This is a genomic window from Gammaproteobacteria bacterium (assembly GCA_035501935.1).
Taxonomy (GTDB): Bacteria; Pseudomonadota; Gammaproteobacteria; order JAJPIJ01; family JAJPIJ01; genus JAJPIJ01.
The window spans coordinates 152855-170295 of record DATJVC010000025.1 but is presented as its reverse complement, the minus strand read 5'-3'; the positions used below and the strand labels follow the sequence as shown (position 1 = coordinate 170295).

The following is a 17441-nucleotide window of genomic DNA, read 5'->3' as shown; positions in this document are numbered from 1 at the left end:
AAGTTTGCCGGCACGTCTTTCAGCACCGCGTGTTTCATCAAGTCCACGCCATAGCTGAATGGATTGACAAGCGCCAGCGCCTTGAGCGCCGCCGGCAGGTGTTCCAGTGGATACAGCGCGCCGCTGAGGAAGAACATCGGGAAGATGACGAAGTTCATGATGACGGCGAAGTTGTCGAGCGTCTTGCTGTGGACTGCGATCAACATGCCGGTGGTCGCGCAGGTAAGCGAGGTCAGCACCAGTCCCAGCGCGGACAGGGGCAGGTGCGCGGGCAGGCCGAAGTAGTCCAGGCCGAGCAGCCGCAGGGAACTCAACACCACCATCAACAGCAGGGCTTGAAAAAGAGCGGCGATGGCGGCGCTCAGGGTGCGCGCCAGTACGATCCAGTAATGCGCAAACGGCGCGATGACCAGCATGCGCATGACACCGGATTCCTTGTCATAGACCAGCGACAGCGCCGCAATCATGGCGCCGAACAGAAGCACCATGCACAGGAGGCCGGGCACCATGAATTGCTTGTAGTGCCCCTGGCCGCTGCCCTCGACCAGCGCCTGAAAGCCGCTGCCGATGATGAACAGCCAGACGAGCGGCCGGATCATGGCGGCCAGCAGGCGGCCGCGCTGCCGCACCATGCGTTTGAGTTCGCGGCCGATGATGGCTGAAATCGCGCGTCTCATGCGGATGGTCTCCCCGCGCTGCGATTCATCCATACGTAGACGTCATTCAAGTCCGGCTGGCGCAGGGCCAGCGCGCGCACCGGCGCCGGCAATTGCCGCTGCCAGTCAGCGAGCGCGGTCATGCCGTCCCGCACCCGGAACTGGAGATGATTGCCGTCCTGGATGAAATCGCCGAGGAGGGGTTGGAGGTGCGCGATGATGGGTTCCGGCTCGTCGGCGGTGATTTCGAGGATCGAGGTCGCCAGGGATTGTGTGAGTTCCGCGGGCTTGCCGCTGCCGATGATTTCCCCGTGGCTCATGAACACCACGCGATCGCAATCCACGGCCTCTTCCAGATAGTGCGTGGTCAGCACGACGGTCACGCCCTGCTCCTGCCGCAGGCGGGCGAGGAAACGCCAGATGGCACGGCGGTTGATGACGTCCAGTCCTATGGTCGGTTCGTCGAGGAACAGCACGCGCGGGCGGTGCAGAACGCCGCGGGCGATGTCGAGCGCGCGGCGCATGCCGCCGGACAGCGCCGCCACGAGCACGCGGCGCTTGGGGCCGAGATCGAACAATTTCAGCAATTCATCCATGCGCTGCCGCACCAGATCAGGCGGCAGGTCATACATGGCGCCGGCAAATTGCAGGTTCTCCTCGACGCTCAAGCTGCGATCCAGCGCCGATTCCTGAAACACCAGGCCGATGCGGGCGCGCACCGCCACCGGACGGGCAAGGATGTCCCGGCCGGCGACGATGGCCGTGCCGTTGCTGGGGCGGATGAGCGTGGACAGCATGTGCAGGGTGGTGGTCTTGCCGGAACCGTTGCGGCCGAGCAGGCCGAAAAATTCGCCTTCCGCAATCTCCAAATCCAGTCCGGCGACGGCGACCTGGCCGCCATAGCATTTGCGCAGGTTGCGGGTCTGGATGGCCGGTGCCTTGGGAGCGGCGGTGTTCATATCTCCGCCATTCTAACAAACAGTAGCGGCCGGCCGTCACCGTTAAGCCGCTGCGGTATACTTTGCACACATGCGCTGGCTGTCCTCGCTTAAAAGTGTGTTGCTGGCCCAGGAACTGGCCTTCCTGTTCCTGGTGGCCGTGACGGGCGCACTGGGCGGCACCTGGGCGTATTTCTGGCAGAAAAACTCCGCTGAATTGGTGCGCTTGAATGAGCTGACCTATCTCTCGCAGCAGATCCGCGGCGACCTGTTCCGCCAGATCAAGGAGGTCCTCTATGCCCGGATGGTGGAGAATCCGGAGGCCTTCGAACTTTACGGCAGCTATTCGCGTTTGATGGACCGGCACTTCATCGATTTGCGCCAGCAGGCCGATCGGCAGGATGAGCGGCAGGCCATCGATGGACTGCAGCAGGCCTACCGCGTCTTGCAGAGCGATATGAACCACATTTTTTCCGATCCCTATCTGCCCACGCAGACCGTGCGCATCAAGGTGCTCGATCCGCGTTACGAGGAGGAACTGGTCGGAGGTTTCGAGGCGGCATTGTCGAAATTCGCGAGTGTCATCCACGGTGAGCATCAGGTGATTGATCAGACGCTGCAGCGCTGGACGCAAATCGCCCCCATTGTCCTTCCGCTGCCGATCCTGCTGGCACTGACCTTGATTGTGATGGCGCGCCGCTGGCTCCAGCGCGGATTCGTGGGACCCATGGCCGCAGTGATGGCGGGCGCGCAGCGAATCAGCCGCGACGAATTGCAACAACCCATTCCGGAGCAGGGCGTGGATGAGATGGTGGATTTGGCGCGCACCGTCAACCACATGGCCGGTGAATTGCTGCGCAGCCGCGATGCATTGGTGGAGAGTGAGAAGAACAGCGCCCTGGGCGCCCTGGTGCCGGTCGTCGCGCATAACATCCGTAATCCACTGGCGAGCATCCGCGCCAGCGCCCAGCTGCTGGATCATGCCGACCAACCCGGTGAGATCGCCGAGATCAAGCACGCCATCGTGGATACCGTGGATCGGCTGGGGCGCTGGGTCAGCGCGCTGGTGTCGTATCTGCATCCGCTCAAGCCCGCCCCGGCACGGCGGCATCCCACGCAACTCCTCGAGGCCGCGCTGACCTTGCTGCAGCCGCGCCTGACCGAGAAAAAGATATTGATCGAGAGGGGGGCATGGGACACGGGGGCGATGGTCATCGTGGATGCCGATCTGATGGAGCAGGCCTTCTATGGGTTATTATCGAACGCCGTGGACGCCTCGCCGGTGGCGGGCACGCTTACACTGGCCGCGGCGATGCGCGGCGCTGATTATGAAATCATCATTGCCGATCAGGGGGCGGGCATGCCGTTCCTTCCGGAACCCAGGGGACTGAAGCCGGGTCCCAGCACCAAACGCTTCGGCACGGGATTGGGGATACCGGTGGCCTTCAAGGTCTGCAAGGCACATGGGTGGCAGCTGGAATTCCAGCGCAACGAACCCACGGGCACACGGGTCGTCATCACCGCCCCATTGGCGCCCGTTCACTGAGATGAAGAGGATTGGGAGCGATGCAAGTCCTGATTGTTGAAGACGAGGAGTTGTTCGCCAGAGCGGTGCTGAAGCGGCTCACCAAGGAGGGTTATCAATGCCATCATGCCAACACGCTGGAGCGCGCCAGTGCGTACTGCAAGGATAATCAACCCGATTTGATTCTGCTCGACATGCGGCTGCCGGACGGTTCCGGGCTCGATTTCCTGGCCAAGCTGCGCAACGGACTGGGGCCGGAGGTGCCGGTGCTGGTCTTGTCCGCTTATGGCGAGCTTGAGGACGCCGTGGCGGCGATGAAACTGAACGCCCTGGATTATCTCAAGAAGCCGATAGACCTCGATGAATTGGTGGTCAACGTTCAGAAGGTGTTGTCGAAGGCCGAACTGACCCGCAGTCTGGTCTATTCGCGCAAGCGCGAACGCAGCGCCAAGGCGGAAAATCCGGGGCAGTTTTTTCTCGGTGATTGCGAACCCATCCGTGATTTCCGCAGGCAGGCCGAGCGTATCGGCGCGCTGGTGGCCACTCCCGACGTCGTGCCGCCGACCGTGCTCATCCAGGGCGAGACCGGCACCGGCAAGGACGTGGCCGCACGCCTGCTGCACAGCCTGAGCGCGCGCCGCGATCGGCCCTTCGTGCACATGGACTGCGCCGCGCTGCCGAAGGATTTGATCGAAGCGGAGTTGTTCGGCCATGAGAAGGGCGCCTTCACCAGCGCCCACGTCGAGCGCACCGGCCTCATCGAGGCGGCCGAGGATGGCACGCTGTTTCTGGATGAGATCGGCGAGATCCCGCCGGAGTTGCAGGTCAAGCTGCTGGCGGTGCTGGAGCGGCGCACGCTGCGTCGAGTGGGCAGCACCCATGAGCGTCCGGTCCGTTGCTGGTTCATAGCCGCCACCAACCGCGACATGGAGACGATGGTCAAGGAGGGGCGGTTGCGCTCGGATCTTTATTTCCGTCTGAACGTGCTGACCATCAAGATGCCGCCGCTGCGCGATCGCGGCGATGATATTTTGCTGCTGGCGCGCGAGTTCGCCAAACAGACGGCGGCGCGCTATGGCCGGCGCGAACCGCAATTCGAGCCGGAGGCGCTGGAGGCGCTGCGTCGTTATCACTGGCCGGGCAACGTGCGCGAGCTCAGGCACCTCATTGAACGCGTGGTGCTGCTCTCCGGCGGCGGCCCGATCAAGGCCGCGACCTTGATGTTGAGCACGCCCGCAGCCACCACCCCATCCGTGGATGCGGCCCTGGATGGCATGAGCCTGGAGGCCGCCGAGAAATTATTGATTGAACGCGCGCTCAAGCGCACCAATAACAATGTTTCAGAAGCCGCGCGCCAACTGGGGATCACGCGCATGATCATGCGCACGCGCATGAAAAAGTACGGTTTCGCATAGCTGGCTTCTCCATGCGTCTTTCCCTCCGGTGGGGCGTTGAAATGGCGTGGCGGAGCGGGAAGTGATATGGCGGCGGATACCCAGTCGTGCGAAAATGATTTTGAAGGGGGCCCTGAATCAGCCGGAATCCTTTCAGGCCTTATTGAATTTCAATAAAATATCATCATTAACAATGGGTTATACTGCATAAGCATGAGTGCCGTACCTACCGTGGTTCTGATTTTCGGCCTGGTCTTTGGTTTTCTATCGCTTGGCTACGTGGCGTATGCCATGTGGCGGTTGAGCCAGTTCAAGGCCCTGGTGCCACAGCCCGGTGTCACTGCCTTGCCGCCCGTCACGATTTTAAAGCCCGTCTGCGGATTGGACACGGGGCTTTATGAAAACCTGCGTTCGTTCTGCGAACAGGATTATCCGCAATACCAAATCGTGTTCGGCGTGCGCGAAACATCCGACCCCGCGGTGGCCGTCGTACGCCGGTTGATGAAGGAATATCCGCACCGCGATCTCGGCTTGGTGGTGAACGCCACGGTAATTGGCAGCAACTACAAGGTCAGCAATCTTGCCAATATGACCCATGCCGCGAGGCACGACATCCTGGTGATCGCCGACAGCGACATGAAGGTTGAAAAAAATTACCTGCGGGCACTGGCGATCGAGTTCGCCGATCCCGGTGTGGGGGCGGTGACCTGCCTGTACCGTGGCGTGGCCGCAGGGGGCCTGGCCTCGCGCTTGAGCGCGATGGCAATCAATGAATGGTTCCTGCCGTCGGTGCTGGTGGCCCTGCGTTTCAGGAAACTTGATTTCTGTTTCGGCTCCACGATGGCGGTACGCCGCGAGGCGCTCGCGGCCACCGGCGGATTCGCGCCCCTGGCGTCGCTGCTGGCCGATGATCACATGCTCGGCAAGCGCATCAGCGGCGCCGGATACAAGGTGGTTTTGTGTCCGTATATCGTGGACAACATCGTTTCCGAACCCGATTTCAAATCGGCCTTCAGGCACGAATTGCGCTGGGCCCGCACAATACTGTCTCTGGAACCGGTGGGTTACGCCTGCTCCGCGATTACTTATGCCGTGCCCGTCACGCTTTTTTGCGCGGTCTTGAGCACCTGGGCGGGGCGTCTGGAAACCTCGGCCTGGGGCCTCGCCGGCGCCGCCGTCTGCCTGCGGATGCTCATGCACTTCATCGCGCGGTGGCGGCTCCACATCCGCGAGCCGGCCACACCGTGGCTGTCGCCGGTGCGCGATCTGCTGGGATTTTTTGTCTGGGCGATGAGTTTCCTCGGACGCGGCGTCTCCTGGCGCGGCCGGCGGTTTTCCATTGACAAAGGCGGTCAACTTTTTTCTCAACAAGGGGTGTAAAGCCCATGATGAAGACACTCTTCCTGAATCCGCCCTCCTATGAGGGTTTTGACGGCGGCGCCGGGTCGCGCTATCAGGCCAAGCGCGAGATCCGTTCCTTCTGGTATCCGACCTGGCTGGCGCAGCCGGCGGCGCTGATTCCGGGCAGCAAACTGATCGATGCCCCCGCACGCGGACTGTCCCTGGAGCAAATCATCCCGATGGCCCGCAATTTCGAGATGGTGGTGCTGCACACCAGCACGCCCTCATTCGGCAACGACATCAAGGTGGCCGAGGCGCTCAAGGCGGCAAATCCGGAACTCAAGGTGGGGTTTGTCGGCGCTCACGTGGCGATGGCGCCGGAGCAATCGCTGCTGGCCTCGCCGGCCATTGATTACGTGGGCCATGCGGAATTCGATTTCACCATCAAGGAAATCGCCGAAGGCAGGCCGATGGCCGAGGTGCAGGGCGTCACTTACCGCAAGGACGGGCAGGCCGTGCGCAATCCGGAGCGGCCCATCCTCCATGACATGAACCAGCTGCCGTGGGTGGTGGACGTCTATCATCGCGATTTGGTCATCGAGGATTACTTCATCGGCTACCTGCTGCATCCCTATGTGTCGTTGTACACCGGCAGGGGCTGCAAGTCGCGCTGCACCTTCTGCCTCTGGCCGCAGACCATCGGCGGACACAAATACCGCACCCGCAGCGCCGGCAACGTGGTGGCGGAAATCGCGCACGCCAAAAAGCTCTTCCCCCAGGTCAGGGAATTTTTCTTCGATGACGACACCTTCACCGACGACCTGAAGCGCGCCGAGGAAATCGCCCGCGGGCTCGGCAAGCTGGGCGTCACATGGTCGTGCAACGCCAAGGCCAATGTTCCCTACGAGACCCTCAAGGTCATGCATGACAATGGTCTGCGTCTTTTGCTCGTTGGCTACGAAACCGGCAACCAGCAGATCCTTTTCAACATCAAGAAGGGCATGCGCGTGGAATTCGCGCGCCGCTTCACGGCCGATTGCAACAAACTCGGCATCACCATCCACGGCACCTTCATCATGGGCCTGCCGGGCGAGACGCGAGAGACGATCGAAGAAACCATCCGCTTCGCGCAGGAGATCAACCCGCATACCATTCAGGTGTCCATCGCCGCGCCCTATCCAGGCACGGCACTCTACAAACAGGCGGTGGAAAACGGCTGGCTGCTGGAGCAGGGCAAGCACCTGGTGCAGACCGAGGGCTTTCAGATCAGCTCGCTGAATTACCCGCATCTCAGCAAGGAGGAGATTTTCGAGGCGGTCGCCGAGTTCTACAAGCGGTTTTATTTCCGGCCGCGCAAGATTGCCGCCATCACGTGGGAGATGCTGAAGAGCTGGGAAATGATGAAGCGCCGCCTGCGCGAAGGCGTGGAATTCATGCACTTCCTGCGCGCGCGTGGAGGCGAGGCCTGAACAAGCCGCCATTACCTGTGAAGTCCTCTTGAGTTTTCAGATCGGTCGCCGGCCGCGGGTCTTGCGAAATCTTCCGTGATGAAACGCAGCCTGTACCTTGTTGCCCTGCTGGGATTGTTGCTCGCGCTGGCGTTGATTGCCCACCACGGCTTTAACAACGTGGCGCAGGCTTTTCTTGCCGTCGGTTGGGGCGTATTCGCGGTCGCGGCATTCCATTTCATTCCGCTGTTTTTTTCCGTGTGCGCCTGGCAGCGGGTCATGCACCGTGTGTGGCCGGCAGATTACACGTATTTTCTGCAGGCGCGGCTGGTGCGCGAGGCCGTCAACAACCTGCTGCCGGCCGGACAGGTGGGCGGCGATCTCGTGGGCGCGCGGTTGCTCACTTTTAATGGTGCACCGGCGGCGTCCGCCACTGCCGGTGTGGTCATCGACATGACGCTGGAGTTGCTGACGCAGTTAATCTTCACCTTCATGGGATTGTTTCTGGTAATGGTGCGGGGCGGTCATGACGGCGAGCTTTTACGGCTCTCGGCCGGCGTGGGGGTGGCGGTGCTGGCGATTGGCGGCTATGTCATCGCGCAGCGTTATGGCCTGTTCAAAATCATCGAACGCCTGCTGCAGATCACCGCGGCGCAGCTCAACCAGCCGGCGCTGGGGGTATTTTCCAATCTGCACGAGGAGGTGCAGGGGTTTTACCGCGATCGGCGCACATGGCTCTCCGCCGCGCCTTATCACTTCGTGTCCTGGCTGGTCGGCGTCGGTGAGATCTGGCTGGCTCTGCATTTGATGGGCGTCGAACCGGGCTGGGCCGCCTGCATGGTCATTGAGAGCCTGGGACAGGCGGTGCGCAGCGCGGGTTTCATCGTGCCCGGCGCACTGGGCGTGCAGGAGGGCGGACTGATTTTCATCGGCGGCTGGTATGGGCTGGATCCCAGCCATGCCCTGGCGTTGTCGCTCGTCAAACGCGTGCGCGAATTCCTGCTGGGTTTGCCCATGTTGATATTCTGGCATCATCTGGAAAGCCGCCGCTGGCTGGCGCGCCGGCTGGAAATGGTCGGCGGTTGAATATGCAGTGGCCATCTCTGAAAACCACCGCGCCCTATACCTCATGGACGCACCGGCTGGCCCGTTATTTCGTCCAGCCCCTCGTCCACACCCCCGTGACTCCCAATCACCTGACCACGTTGCGTTTCCTGAGCGGACTTTTGGCCTGCGTCGCATTCGGATACGGTACTCGCAGCGGCGAAATATGGGGCGGCGTGTGGTGGGTGGTTTCCGCCTTTATGGATCGCGCCGATGGCGAACTGGCGCGCCTGTCAGGCAGGAGCAGCCCGGCCGGTCATGCCTACGACTATTTCACCGACGTCATCCTGAACGCGCTGCTGTTTCTTTCCATAGGGTTGGGGCTGCGCCACTCCCATCTTGGCGCATGGGCCGTGCTGTTGGGGCTGGTGGCCGGGATCGCGGTTGCCGTCGCCTCGGTGTGGTCGGAGCGGCTGGAGAAATTCGACGGCAGCGGGAGGAAGGCCTACACGGGCGTGGCCGGATTCGATTTCGACGATGCGCTGTATCTATTCGGGCCGCTGGCCTGGCTGGAATGGCTTGAACCGGTGCTGATTGCCGCCGCCATCTGCTCGCCGGTGATCGCGCTCCTGACCTGGCGGCGGCTCTCGCACCTGCGGCTGCTCAATGCAGCTTCAGGCGGGGTTTAGTGCGCCGGCTGAGGAGATTAGCCAGCGTCTTCAAGGTGACGGGCCACCAGCCCTGTATGGCCAGCAGGTGCATCTTGTACAGGGATAAATACGCCAGCCTCGCCAGCAGGCCCTCCATGTAGAAGGTCCCCGCGCGCCCCATCAGATTGCCCATGAGATTGCCGATGGTGCTGTGGTGGCTCAGATTGATGAGCGAGCCGAAGTCATGATAGCGGTATTCCGGCAGGCGGGCCCCGCCGCGCAGGCGGAGTTCGATGGATTTCACCAACAGTGAGGCCTGCTGATGCGCGGCCTGTGCGCGCGGCGGCACCAGGGATTTGCCGTCACCAAGCGGGCAGGCGGCGCAGTCGCCCAGGGCAAATATGTTTTCATCGCGGGTGGTCTGCAGCGTGGGACGGACCGATAGTTGATTGATGTGGTTCGTCTCGAGTCCATCCAGGTTCTTCAGCACCTCCGGTGCCTTGATGCCGGCGGCCCAGATTTTGATTTCGGCGGGGATGAATTTGCCGCTCTGGGTGTGGAAGCCCTCGGCGGTGGCGCGCGTCACCCGTTCGCCGGTCATGACTTGAATGTTGATGTCCTTGAGAAGTCTCTCGGTCTCCGCCGATATCCGCTCAGGCAGGCCGGGCAGCACGCGCGTCGCACCCTCGACCAGATTGATGCGTATGTCGCGCTCCGGATCGATGCGCTCAAGCCCGAAGGAGACCAGCTGCCGCACGGCGCTATGGAGTTCGGCGGCCAACTCGACGCCGGTCGCGCCGGCGCCGGCGATGGCGATGTGCAATTGACCGGGCCGCAGCGGTGCTTCCTGGGCGTTGGCCTGATAGCAGCGGTACAGCAGATGGCGGTGGAAGTGGTCCGCCTGCTCGCGGGTGTCCAGCGTCTGGCAATGTTCGCGCACGCCGGGGACACTGTAGTCATGGGTCAGGCTGCCGATGCAGACCACCAGTGTGTCGTAGTGGAACTTGCGGCGGGGAATGAATTCCTGGCCCTGCTCGTCGAACGAGGGGGACAGGATCAGGGCCTTGCCGGCGCGATCGATGGTCTCCAGCGACCCCAGACGGAAGCGAAAGTGGTTCCAGTGCGCGTAGGCGAGGTAATTGAGTTCATCCTCGTTGGCATTCAAGGTGCCGGCCGCAACCTCGTGCAGCAGCGGCTTCCAGATGTGCACGGGCGTGCGATCAACCAGCGTCACGTCCGCCAGGCCCCGGCGGCCGAGGCGACGGCCCAGTCGCACGGCCAATTCAAAGCCGCCCGCGCCACCGCCTACCACGATGATTTGATGCCGTGTCCCGGCCGCGGGCTGATCCCTGCTCCGGTCGGAATCCATGAGAAATATCCCGTGAAAAAAGAGGCGCGTATAATAACCAATCCCATCCCGCACCGCGAGAAGAAGAGGGCCTTGTGGACGAAAAATCGCAGGTCGAATTGGAGGCGGCGGCCTTCCGGCATCTGCTGGAGCATTTGCGCAGGCGCACGGACGTCCAGAACATCGATCTCATGAATCTGGCCGGTTTCTGCCGCAATTGCCTGTCGAACTGGTATCTCGCCGCCGCCGAGGAGCGCGGAGTGAAGCTGACGAAGGACGAGGCCAGGACCGCGGTCTATGGCATGCCCTACGAAGAATGGAAGGCGAAATACCAGAAAGAGGCCACGCCGGAACAGATGGCTGTGCGTACCGGTTTGAATCACGAACACTGAAAACGATCCGAAGTCGACGGGACGCACACGCATGCGTGGGCGGGCCTGTTTGCGGATGTCTGAGCATGCGGACCGAAACAACAAGAAAAAAAGCAATCGGCGCTCGCGAGCTGCCGCTCATCATTCTTGCCGGCATGATGGCCGCCTGCGCGCTGCAAACCTATCAGCCCAAGCCGCTTGATCCGGAGGCCCTGCCCTCGGCATATGCCGCGCGCAATCTTGCCCGCAGCGACCTGCGTGATTTCCTCCGGCAGCGGGGCGTTCCCGTCTCCCGGTGGCCTTTGCCCGCATGGGATCGGCGGGCGCTGGCCGCGGCTGCGCTGTATTACCGCCCGGAGCCCGCGGAGGCGCGCGCCGGCGTGGCCGTGGCCGAGGCGCAGGTGCAGACGGCCCGCGGACTCCCCAACCCTGAAGTGAATCCACAGTTGGAGCATCACAGCGACACCAACGGGCAACCCACGCTATGGAGCGCCGGCGCGGCATTCAGCTGGCTATTCGAACGCCCGGCCAAGCGGGCCGCGAGGATCGCGCAAGCCGAGGCCGCCGTCGAAACGGCCAGGCTGGCCGAGGTCGCGCAGTCATGGCCTGTCAGGCGTGAGGTGAGTGAACAACTGTTGGATTATTTCGATGCTGCGACACGGCAGACGCTGCTGCAGGACCAGGCGCGGGTGCAGGAGGAGGCCGTGCGGCTGCTTGAACGCCGCGCCGAATTTGGCGAAGCCAACCAATTTGAGGTCAGCGCCACGCGCCTGGATCTGCAGCGGACACGGCTCACGCTCGGCGCCGCCGGCGCCCAGATGCGGAATGCCAGGGTGGCGCTCGCGGGCGCGCTGGCAGTGCCCGGGAGCGCGATCGACGGGTTGAATCTTTCCCTGGATATTTTCCGGCATCTGCCACCGGAGAATGCGATTCCGCAACCCGCGCTGCAAAAGCAGGCCCTGACCGGACGCGCCGACATCCGGCGGCAATTGCAGCAGTACCTGGTGGCCGAGGCGGCGTTGCGCACGGAAATCGAGAAACAATACCCGGACGTGACGTTGAATCCCGGATATCTGTTTGATCAAACCGACAACATCTGGACACTGGCCGCCACCCTGGCGTTGCCGCTCCTCAACCGCAACGAGGGGCCGATCGCAGAGGCCCAGGCCCAACGTGAACAGGAGGCGCGCCGGTTCGAATCCCTGCAATCACAGGTAATCACCCAATTGGAACGGGAACACAGCGCCTACCTCGCGGCGCGCGCGGCGGCCGAGACCGCCACGCCGCTGCTCACGGAACTGGCGGCGCAAGAAGACAAGATCAAACATCAAATTCAACTGGAGGAGGCCGATCAGTTGGTGCTGATCCGGGCCCGGCTGGAGACGCTGGGCACGGCATTGGCGGATCATGAACTGCGCATACAGGCATGGCGCAGCTTTCTGAACATGGAGGATGCGGTGCAGGATTATTTGCTTGAACATATCGACCACGTCGGATCATCGCCATGAAAAAACCATCTTCTTGGCCGCTGCTTTTTATTATTGCGCTCGTAATGGGGATATGGGCGTGGCATGGGCGGATCTCGCGAACCGTGGGAGATGTCTGGCCCGACAAGGGCTCCAAGGAGGCCGCTGAGGGCCGCCCGACGAGCGGGGCGGCGGAGCCTGAACCGGCGTCGCGCGTCCGGCGGGTGGATGGATTGCCCGCAATCCAGATAACGGCGGATGAGCAGCAGCAGACGGGCGTGCAACTGGTGGAACTCACGGCGCAAACGCGCGCCATCGAGTCAAAGGCCTCGGCTAAAGTCGTCGACATTCAACCGCTGGTGGAGGCCCAGGCCAATCATCATGCCGCGCTTTTGGAGCGGGAGACTTTGCGCGACAGTGTCAGCATGGAAGTCGGCAACGTCGGGCGTCTGCGCGTGTTGCACGGCGAGGACGCGGCGGTGTCCGGCCGTCAATTGCGGGAAGCCGAGGCGCAGTTGATCGCTGATCAAGGCCGGCTCGCGAGCGTGGAGCAGCGCCTGCAGGACCTGCATAATCAGCTCGAACAGCAGTGGGGCGGGACAGTGGCGGCCATGGCCCTGGCGGATTCCGGCGACCCGTTGGAAAATTTCATCACGCATCGTGAACTGCTGTTGCTGGTGACCCTCAGGCCCGGCGAGACATTACCCGCCGGCGTCAGTGATATCTGGGTGGATGCCGGTGGGGAACGTGCACATGCCCGGCCAGCGCAATTGATTTCGCCCGCCACGCAGACGGACAGCGGGGCCCAGGGGGTGACTTACTTTTTCAAAACCGCAAGCGGCGGTCTGCGCGTCGGGATGCGGCTCGATACGTGGATCCCCAGCGGCGCCGGTATGCGCCAAGGCGTGGAAGTGCCCGGCTCGGCGGTGATCTGGTACGCCGACCGGCTCTGGGTGTACAAGCAGGCCGCCGACGATTTGTTCATACGCGTACCGCTGCTGGTACATGAGGAGACCGGCGCAGGCTGGTTCGTGGCCGAGGGACTCAAGGCCGGCGATCGCGTCGTGGTGCGCGGGGCGCAAATGCTGTTCGCCGAGGAGTTCCGCGGGCGCATACCCAGCGAAGACGACGGCCGCGACTGATCGCAAGACGGCCGCGCAATTTCTGATTTTATGTTAGCCGCCATCGTTCATTTCGCCATCCGTTTTCGCGGCGTGGTGGTGAGTTTGATGATGTTGCTGCTGGCCTATGGCGTTTATGACCTGTCCAGGACGGGGCTGGACATCTTCCCGGAATTCTCGCCCAAGCTGGTCATCGTGCAGACCGAGTCCCCTGGCCTGGCGGCGGAGCAGGTTGAAATACTTGTCACCCAGCCGGTGGAAAACGCCCTGAGCGGGTTGATCGGCCTCAAATACGTCCGTTCCGAATCGATACAGGGATTGTCCATCGTCACCGCCATATTCGACGACAATACCAACGTCCACCTCAACCGGCAGCAGGTGAGCGAGCGGCTGGCGGCGCTGGCGGGCAACCTGCCGGAGGGTGTCAAGCCCCCCACAATAGTCCCCTTGGAATCATCCTCGGCCACCATCCTGACGATGGGCATGACCTCGGACCGGCTCAGTCTCATGGAATTACGCAGCCTGGCCGACTACACGGTCGTACCGCGCCTTTTGAGCGTGCAGGGCGTCGCCGACGTCAATGTCTTTGGTGGCGAGGTCCGGCAGTTGCAGATCCAGGTGCTTCCGGAAAAATTGCGCCGTTACGGTCTGGGGCTGGAGGACGTATTACAGGCCGCGCGCCAGGCCACCGGCGTGAGTGCCGGCGGCTTTATAGAAAACGACAACCAGCGCATCGCGCTGCGCACCGTGGGTCTGCCGATCACGCCGGCGGAATTGCAATCAGTCGTGCTCACGCGCGCCGATGGCAATAATGTAACTCTGCGGGACGTGGCGAATATCGCCTATGGCAAGGCGCCGCCCATTGGCGCGGCCGCGATCAATGGCAAACCCGGCGTGCTGTTGATGGTCATCGGCCAATACGGCGCCAACACGCTGTCGGTCTCGCGGCGCGTAGAGGCGGCCATCAAGGATTTCCAGCAGACGCTGGCCGCGCAGGGCGTGCAATTGACACCCGATCTATTCCGTCCGGCGAATTACATCGAGACTTCCGTGCACAACCTCTCCGGCCATCTGCTGGTGGGCGGCGTGTTTGTCACGCTGGTGCTCTTCGTATTTCTTTTCGATCTGCGCACGGCCTTCATCTCGGCGCTGGCGATCCCGTTATCGCTGCTGGGCGCGGCGCTGATCCTGAGACAATGGGGGGTCAATCTGAACGTGATGGTGCTGGGCGGGCTTGCCATCGCGCTCGGCGAGGTCGTCGATGATGCCATCATCGATACCGAGAACATCTTCCGCCGGCTGCGCGAAAATCACGCCCGGCCCGAACCGCTGCCCGCGACCGAGGTGGTATTCAACGCCTCCATGGAGGTGCGGGGATCGGTGGTCTATGCCAGCTTCATCGTGGCATTGGTATTCGTGCCGTTGCTGACGCTGGGGGGCGTGGCCGGGCGGCTGTTTTCGCCGCTGGGTTTCTCCTACATCCTCTCGATTCTGGTGTCCCTGGGCGTGGCCTTGACGGTGACGCCGGCCCTTTGCTACCTGCTGCTGGGGCGCGCCCGGCTGTCGAGACAGGACCCGCCGGTGGTGCAGTTTCTCAAGCCCTTGTATGCCCGTATACTGCGCTTCATCGCGCGCAAGCCGCGATTCACGGTCCTCGGTACATTGGCCGTATGTTTATTGGGGGTTTCGGTGATCCCCACGCTGGGCGGACGTTTCCTGCCGGAGTTGCGCGAGGGTCATTACATCGTCCACACCACCAGCCAGCCGGGCACTTCGCTCGCGGAAACTCTGCGGCTTGGCGGCGAGCTGACCCGGCATTTCCTGGAAATTCCCGGCGTGCGGTCGGTGTCGCAGTGGGCCGGACGCGCGGAGCGTAGCGCCGATACCTACGGCAGCCATTATGCCGAGTACGAGGTGGATCTGATCCCGCTGTCCGGCCGTGAACAGCAGCGAGTCCTGGATCAACTTCGCGCAGTTCTGAGCCGCTTTCCCGGCATTCTGTATGAGGTCAACACCTTTCTCACCGAGCGCGTGGATGAGACCGTTTCCGGCTACAGCGCGCCGGTGGTGGTGAACATCTACGGCAAGGATCTGGAGGTTCTGGATGCCAAGGCGCGGGAAATCGCGGCCATCTTCCAGCGGCTTCCGGGCGCCACCGACGTGGAGGTGCGCGCCCGTTCCGGCACACCGCTGCTGCAAATCCGCCCGCGGCTGGACCGATTGTCGAGCTTCGGTCTTCGACCCCTGCAGGTGGTTGAAGCAATGCAAACAGCCTTCGAGGGCCGGGCGGTGGGTAAAATCTACGAGGGCAACCAGGCGTATGATGTCGCCGTCGTTCTTGACCGCGGGGCGCGGGATGACCCGGAGGATGTCGGACATCTGCCGTTGCGCACTCTCGACGGCGCCGTGATCACGCTGGCTCAAGTCGCCGACATCACCCAGACCGACGGCCGTTACAACATCCTTCATCGCGGAGCGCAGCGGGTGCAGACCGTGACCGGCAACGTCACCGGGCGCGATGTGCAGTCCTTGATGAAGGAATTGCGCACGAAAGTGCATCAACAAGTGGCGTTCGACGCCAGCACCTACCCGGAATTCACCGGCTCCGCCATCGAACAGGCACAGGCCCGCGAGGAGCTCATTCTGCATTCATTGCTGGCGGGGATAGGCGTGTTGATGTTGATTTACATGGCCGTCGGCCGTTTCCGCCTGGTGCTGATCATGCTGCTGAACCTGCCGTTCTCGCTGCTGGGCGGCGTGGCGGCGGCTGTGGTGACCGGCGCCTCCCTGTCGGTCGGCTCCATGGTCGGTTTCGTCACCCTGTTCGGCATTACCGTGCGCAATTCCATCATGCTGGTATGTCACTACCGTCATCTGGTGGAGGAGGAGGGCCGGCCGTGGGATCTCGACACCCTCGTGCGCGGCGGCGAGGAACGGCTGCCGTCAATTTTGATGACCGCGCTGGTGACGGCACTGGCGATGCTGCCCATCGCCTTCAACAGTGATAACCCGGGGCGCGAGATCATGGGGCCGATGGCCGCCATCATCGTCGGCGGACTGGTGTCTTCGACGCTGCTGAATCTGCTGATTTTGCCGACGGTGCTGATGCGCTACGGGCGCTTTGGTCACTCAAGAACGGAAAGCTAGATCTGGTCGAGAATTTGTTTGCGCCTGGCGGCGTATTCCTCGTCCGTGATGAGTCCCTTCTTTTTCATTTTTTCGAGAGTGGCCAGGCGGTCTTCGGGGGATTGACCTCCAGCACCCGAACCACTACTTGCGCGCGCCTGATCCATCTCCTTGCGCATGCGCGCCATTTCCTCCCGCATCTGCCGTCGCTCCAGATTGGCCTTGGCTGCCTCCGCCTGCGCGCGCTCCTGCTGTTTCTGCAATGCGGGCGGCAGTTTGTTCTTGATTCTTTCGGCGGCGGCCACCATTTTGCCGACGTCAAGGACCAGCCAATCGGGGCGCAGCTTGCCATCATGGGTCTTGAACTCCAGTCCCTCGGTTATCGCCACTGGATCGTCCAGTTTTCCGGCGTCCGACCGGGAGGCGATTCTGAATGGATTGATGCGTTCGTCGACAGGGCAATCGCCACAGCCCGCCGCCAGATTTCTGGCCTTTTCATCGCTGACGCCGCTTAACGATTTGACTTCGCCGAAGATCAGATTAAGCCTGCCGTCTTCATAGAATACCCGCCCGGATATGCCGAGTTGTTCTTTCGCGATGAGGCCTTCGTGCATGCCGATCACGACAAAAATCAGATCTTCATCCGATTTTGCCTGCTCCAGACCGCGGGAAATGGCGGTGCTGAGCGTGCTGATTTCCGAAGCCACGAACACCGGCACGTCTTCGTTGGTCTCCGAGATCAATCCGGTGTCTTTGCGGAACTTGACGCCTTCGAGGACCGTGCGTACCTGTTGGGGGGGCAACTGAACGGGTTGGGCATTACTGCCAGTTTCTTTCTCGCGCTTGACGATCTTGACGAACTCCTGGCCCGCTTGGAAGACGTAGGTGCCTTCCGGTTCCTTTTTACCGAAGAAATCCGGCAGGAAATCGAAGGCACTGACGGGCGTGGAAAAGGCCACCAACATGATGGCCAACTGACGGAATATTTTTAAAAAAGCGAATTGAGACATTAA

Annotated in this window: 14 protein-coding genes; 10 read left to right on the top strand and 4 right to left on the bottom strand. The window is 62.2% G+C overall.

The window, feature by feature from the left end; translation table 11 throughout:
- The coding region (locus VMH34_07440) for an ABC transporter permease (GenBank protein HTT08608.1) at positions 1-677 on the bottom strand (677 nt) is incomplete at its 3' end.
- On the bottom strand, positions 674-1615 hold the full coding sequence (locus tag VMH34_07435; protein ID HTT08607.1) for an ABC transporter ATP-binding protein: 942 nt from the start codon (positions 1613-1615) through the stop codon (positions 674-676). The genes VMH34_07435 and VMH34_07440, both read right to left, overlap by 4 nt.
- Positions 1616-1685: 70 nt before the next feature.
- Between VMH34_07435 and VMH34_07430 the strand changes: the two genes are divergently transcribed.
- The 6 genes from VMH34_07430 (at position 1686) to VMH34_07405 (ending at position 9035) form a co-directional block, all read left to right on the top strand.
- Positions 1686-3140 carry a HAMP domain-containing sensor histidine kinase gene (locus VMH34_07430; protein HTT08606.1) on the top strand — a complete coding sequence of 485 codons (1455 nt, stop codon included), beginning with the start codon at positions 1686-1688 and terminating at the stop codon, positions 3138-3140.
- A gap of 20 nt (positions 3141-3160) precedes the next feature.
- Positions 3161-4534: a sigma-54 dependent transcriptional regulator gene (locus tag VMH34_07425; GenBank protein HTT08605.1), complete on the top strand. Its 1374-nt coding sequence runs from the start codon at positions 3161-3163 to the stop codon at positions 4532-4534.
- A 192-nt stretch (positions 4535-4726) separates the two neighbouring features.
- The gene (gene hpnI / locus VMH34_07420; GenBank protein ID HTT08604.1) at positions 4727-5893 is read left to right on the top strand and encodes a bacteriohopanetetrol glucosamine biosynthesis glycosyltransferase HpnI; all 1167 of its coding nucleotides are present in this window, start codon (positions 4727-4729) and stop codon (positions 5891-5893) included.
- 5 nt (positions 5894-5898) lie between these two features.
- Positions 5899-7323: a hopanoid biosynthesis associated radical SAM protein HpnJ gene (gene hpnJ / locus VMH34_07415; protein HTT08603.1), complete on the top strand. Its 1425-nt coding sequence runs from the start codon at positions 5899-5901 to the stop codon at positions 7321-7323.
- Between the two features lie 78 nt (positions 7324-7401).
- Positions 7402-8388, top strand: coding sequence for a flippase-like domain-containing protein (locus VMH34_07410; GenBank protein ID HTT08602.1), 987 nt, complete (start codon positions 7402-7404; stop codon positions 8386-8388).
- Positions 8389-8390: 2 nt separating this feature from the next.
- A complete protein-coding gene (locus tag VMH34_07405) occupies positions 8391-9035 on the top strand; it encodes a CDP-alcohol phosphatidyltransferase family protein (GenBank protein HTT08601.1) in 645 nt (214 codons plus the stop codon).
- On the opposite strand, the gene VMH34_07400 is transcribed toward VMH34_07405, so the two are convergent.
- A complete protein-coding gene (locus VMH34_07400) occupies positions 9010-10365 on the bottom strand; it encodes an NAD(P)/FAD-dependent oxidoreductase (protein ID HTT08600.1) in 1356 nt (451 codons plus the stop codon). The genes VMH34_07405 and VMH34_07400 overlap by 26 nt on opposite strands.
- A gap of 74 nt (positions 10366-10439) precedes the next feature.
- Here VMH34_07400 and VMH34_07395 point away from each other — a divergent pair, with 74 nt between their 5' ends.
- The 4 genes from VMH34_07395 (at position 10440) to VMH34_07380 (ending at position 16449) form a co-directional block, all read left to right on the top strand.
- Entirely contained in the window at positions 10440-10736 is a 297-nt protein-coding gene (locus VMH34_07395; protein ID HTT08599.1) for a DUF1244 domain-containing protein, read from the top strand.
- Between the two features lie 65 nt (positions 10737-10801).
- Positions 10802-12223, top strand: coding sequence for a TolC family protein (locus VMH34_07390; GenBank protein ID HTT08598.1), 1422 nt, complete (start codon positions 10802-10804; stop codon positions 12221-12223).
- Positions 12224-12306: 83 nt separating this feature from the next.
- Positions 12307-13323 carry an efflux RND transporter periplasmic adaptor subunit gene (locus VMH34_07385; protein HTT08597.1) on the top strand — a complete coding sequence of 339 codons (1017 nt, stop codon included), beginning with the start codon at positions 12307-12309 and terminating at the stop codon, positions 13321-13323.
- A gap of 30 nt (positions 13324-13353) precedes the next feature.
- The gene (locus VMH34_07380) at positions 13354-16449 is read left to right on the top strand and encodes an efflux RND transporter permease subunit (protein HTT08596.1); all 3096 of its coding nucleotides are present in this window, start codon (positions 13354-13356) and stop codon (positions 16447-16449) included.
- Here the strand turns inward: VMH34_07380 and VMH34_07375 are convergent.
- Positions 16446-17438, bottom strand: coding sequence for an SHOCT domain-containing protein (locus VMH34_07375; protein ID HTT08595.1), 993 nt, complete (start codon positions 17436-17438; stop codon positions 16446-16448). The two genes, VMH34_07380 and VMH34_07375, sit on opposite strands and share 4 nt — an antisense overlap.
- Positions 17439-17441: the final 3 nt, after the last annotated feature.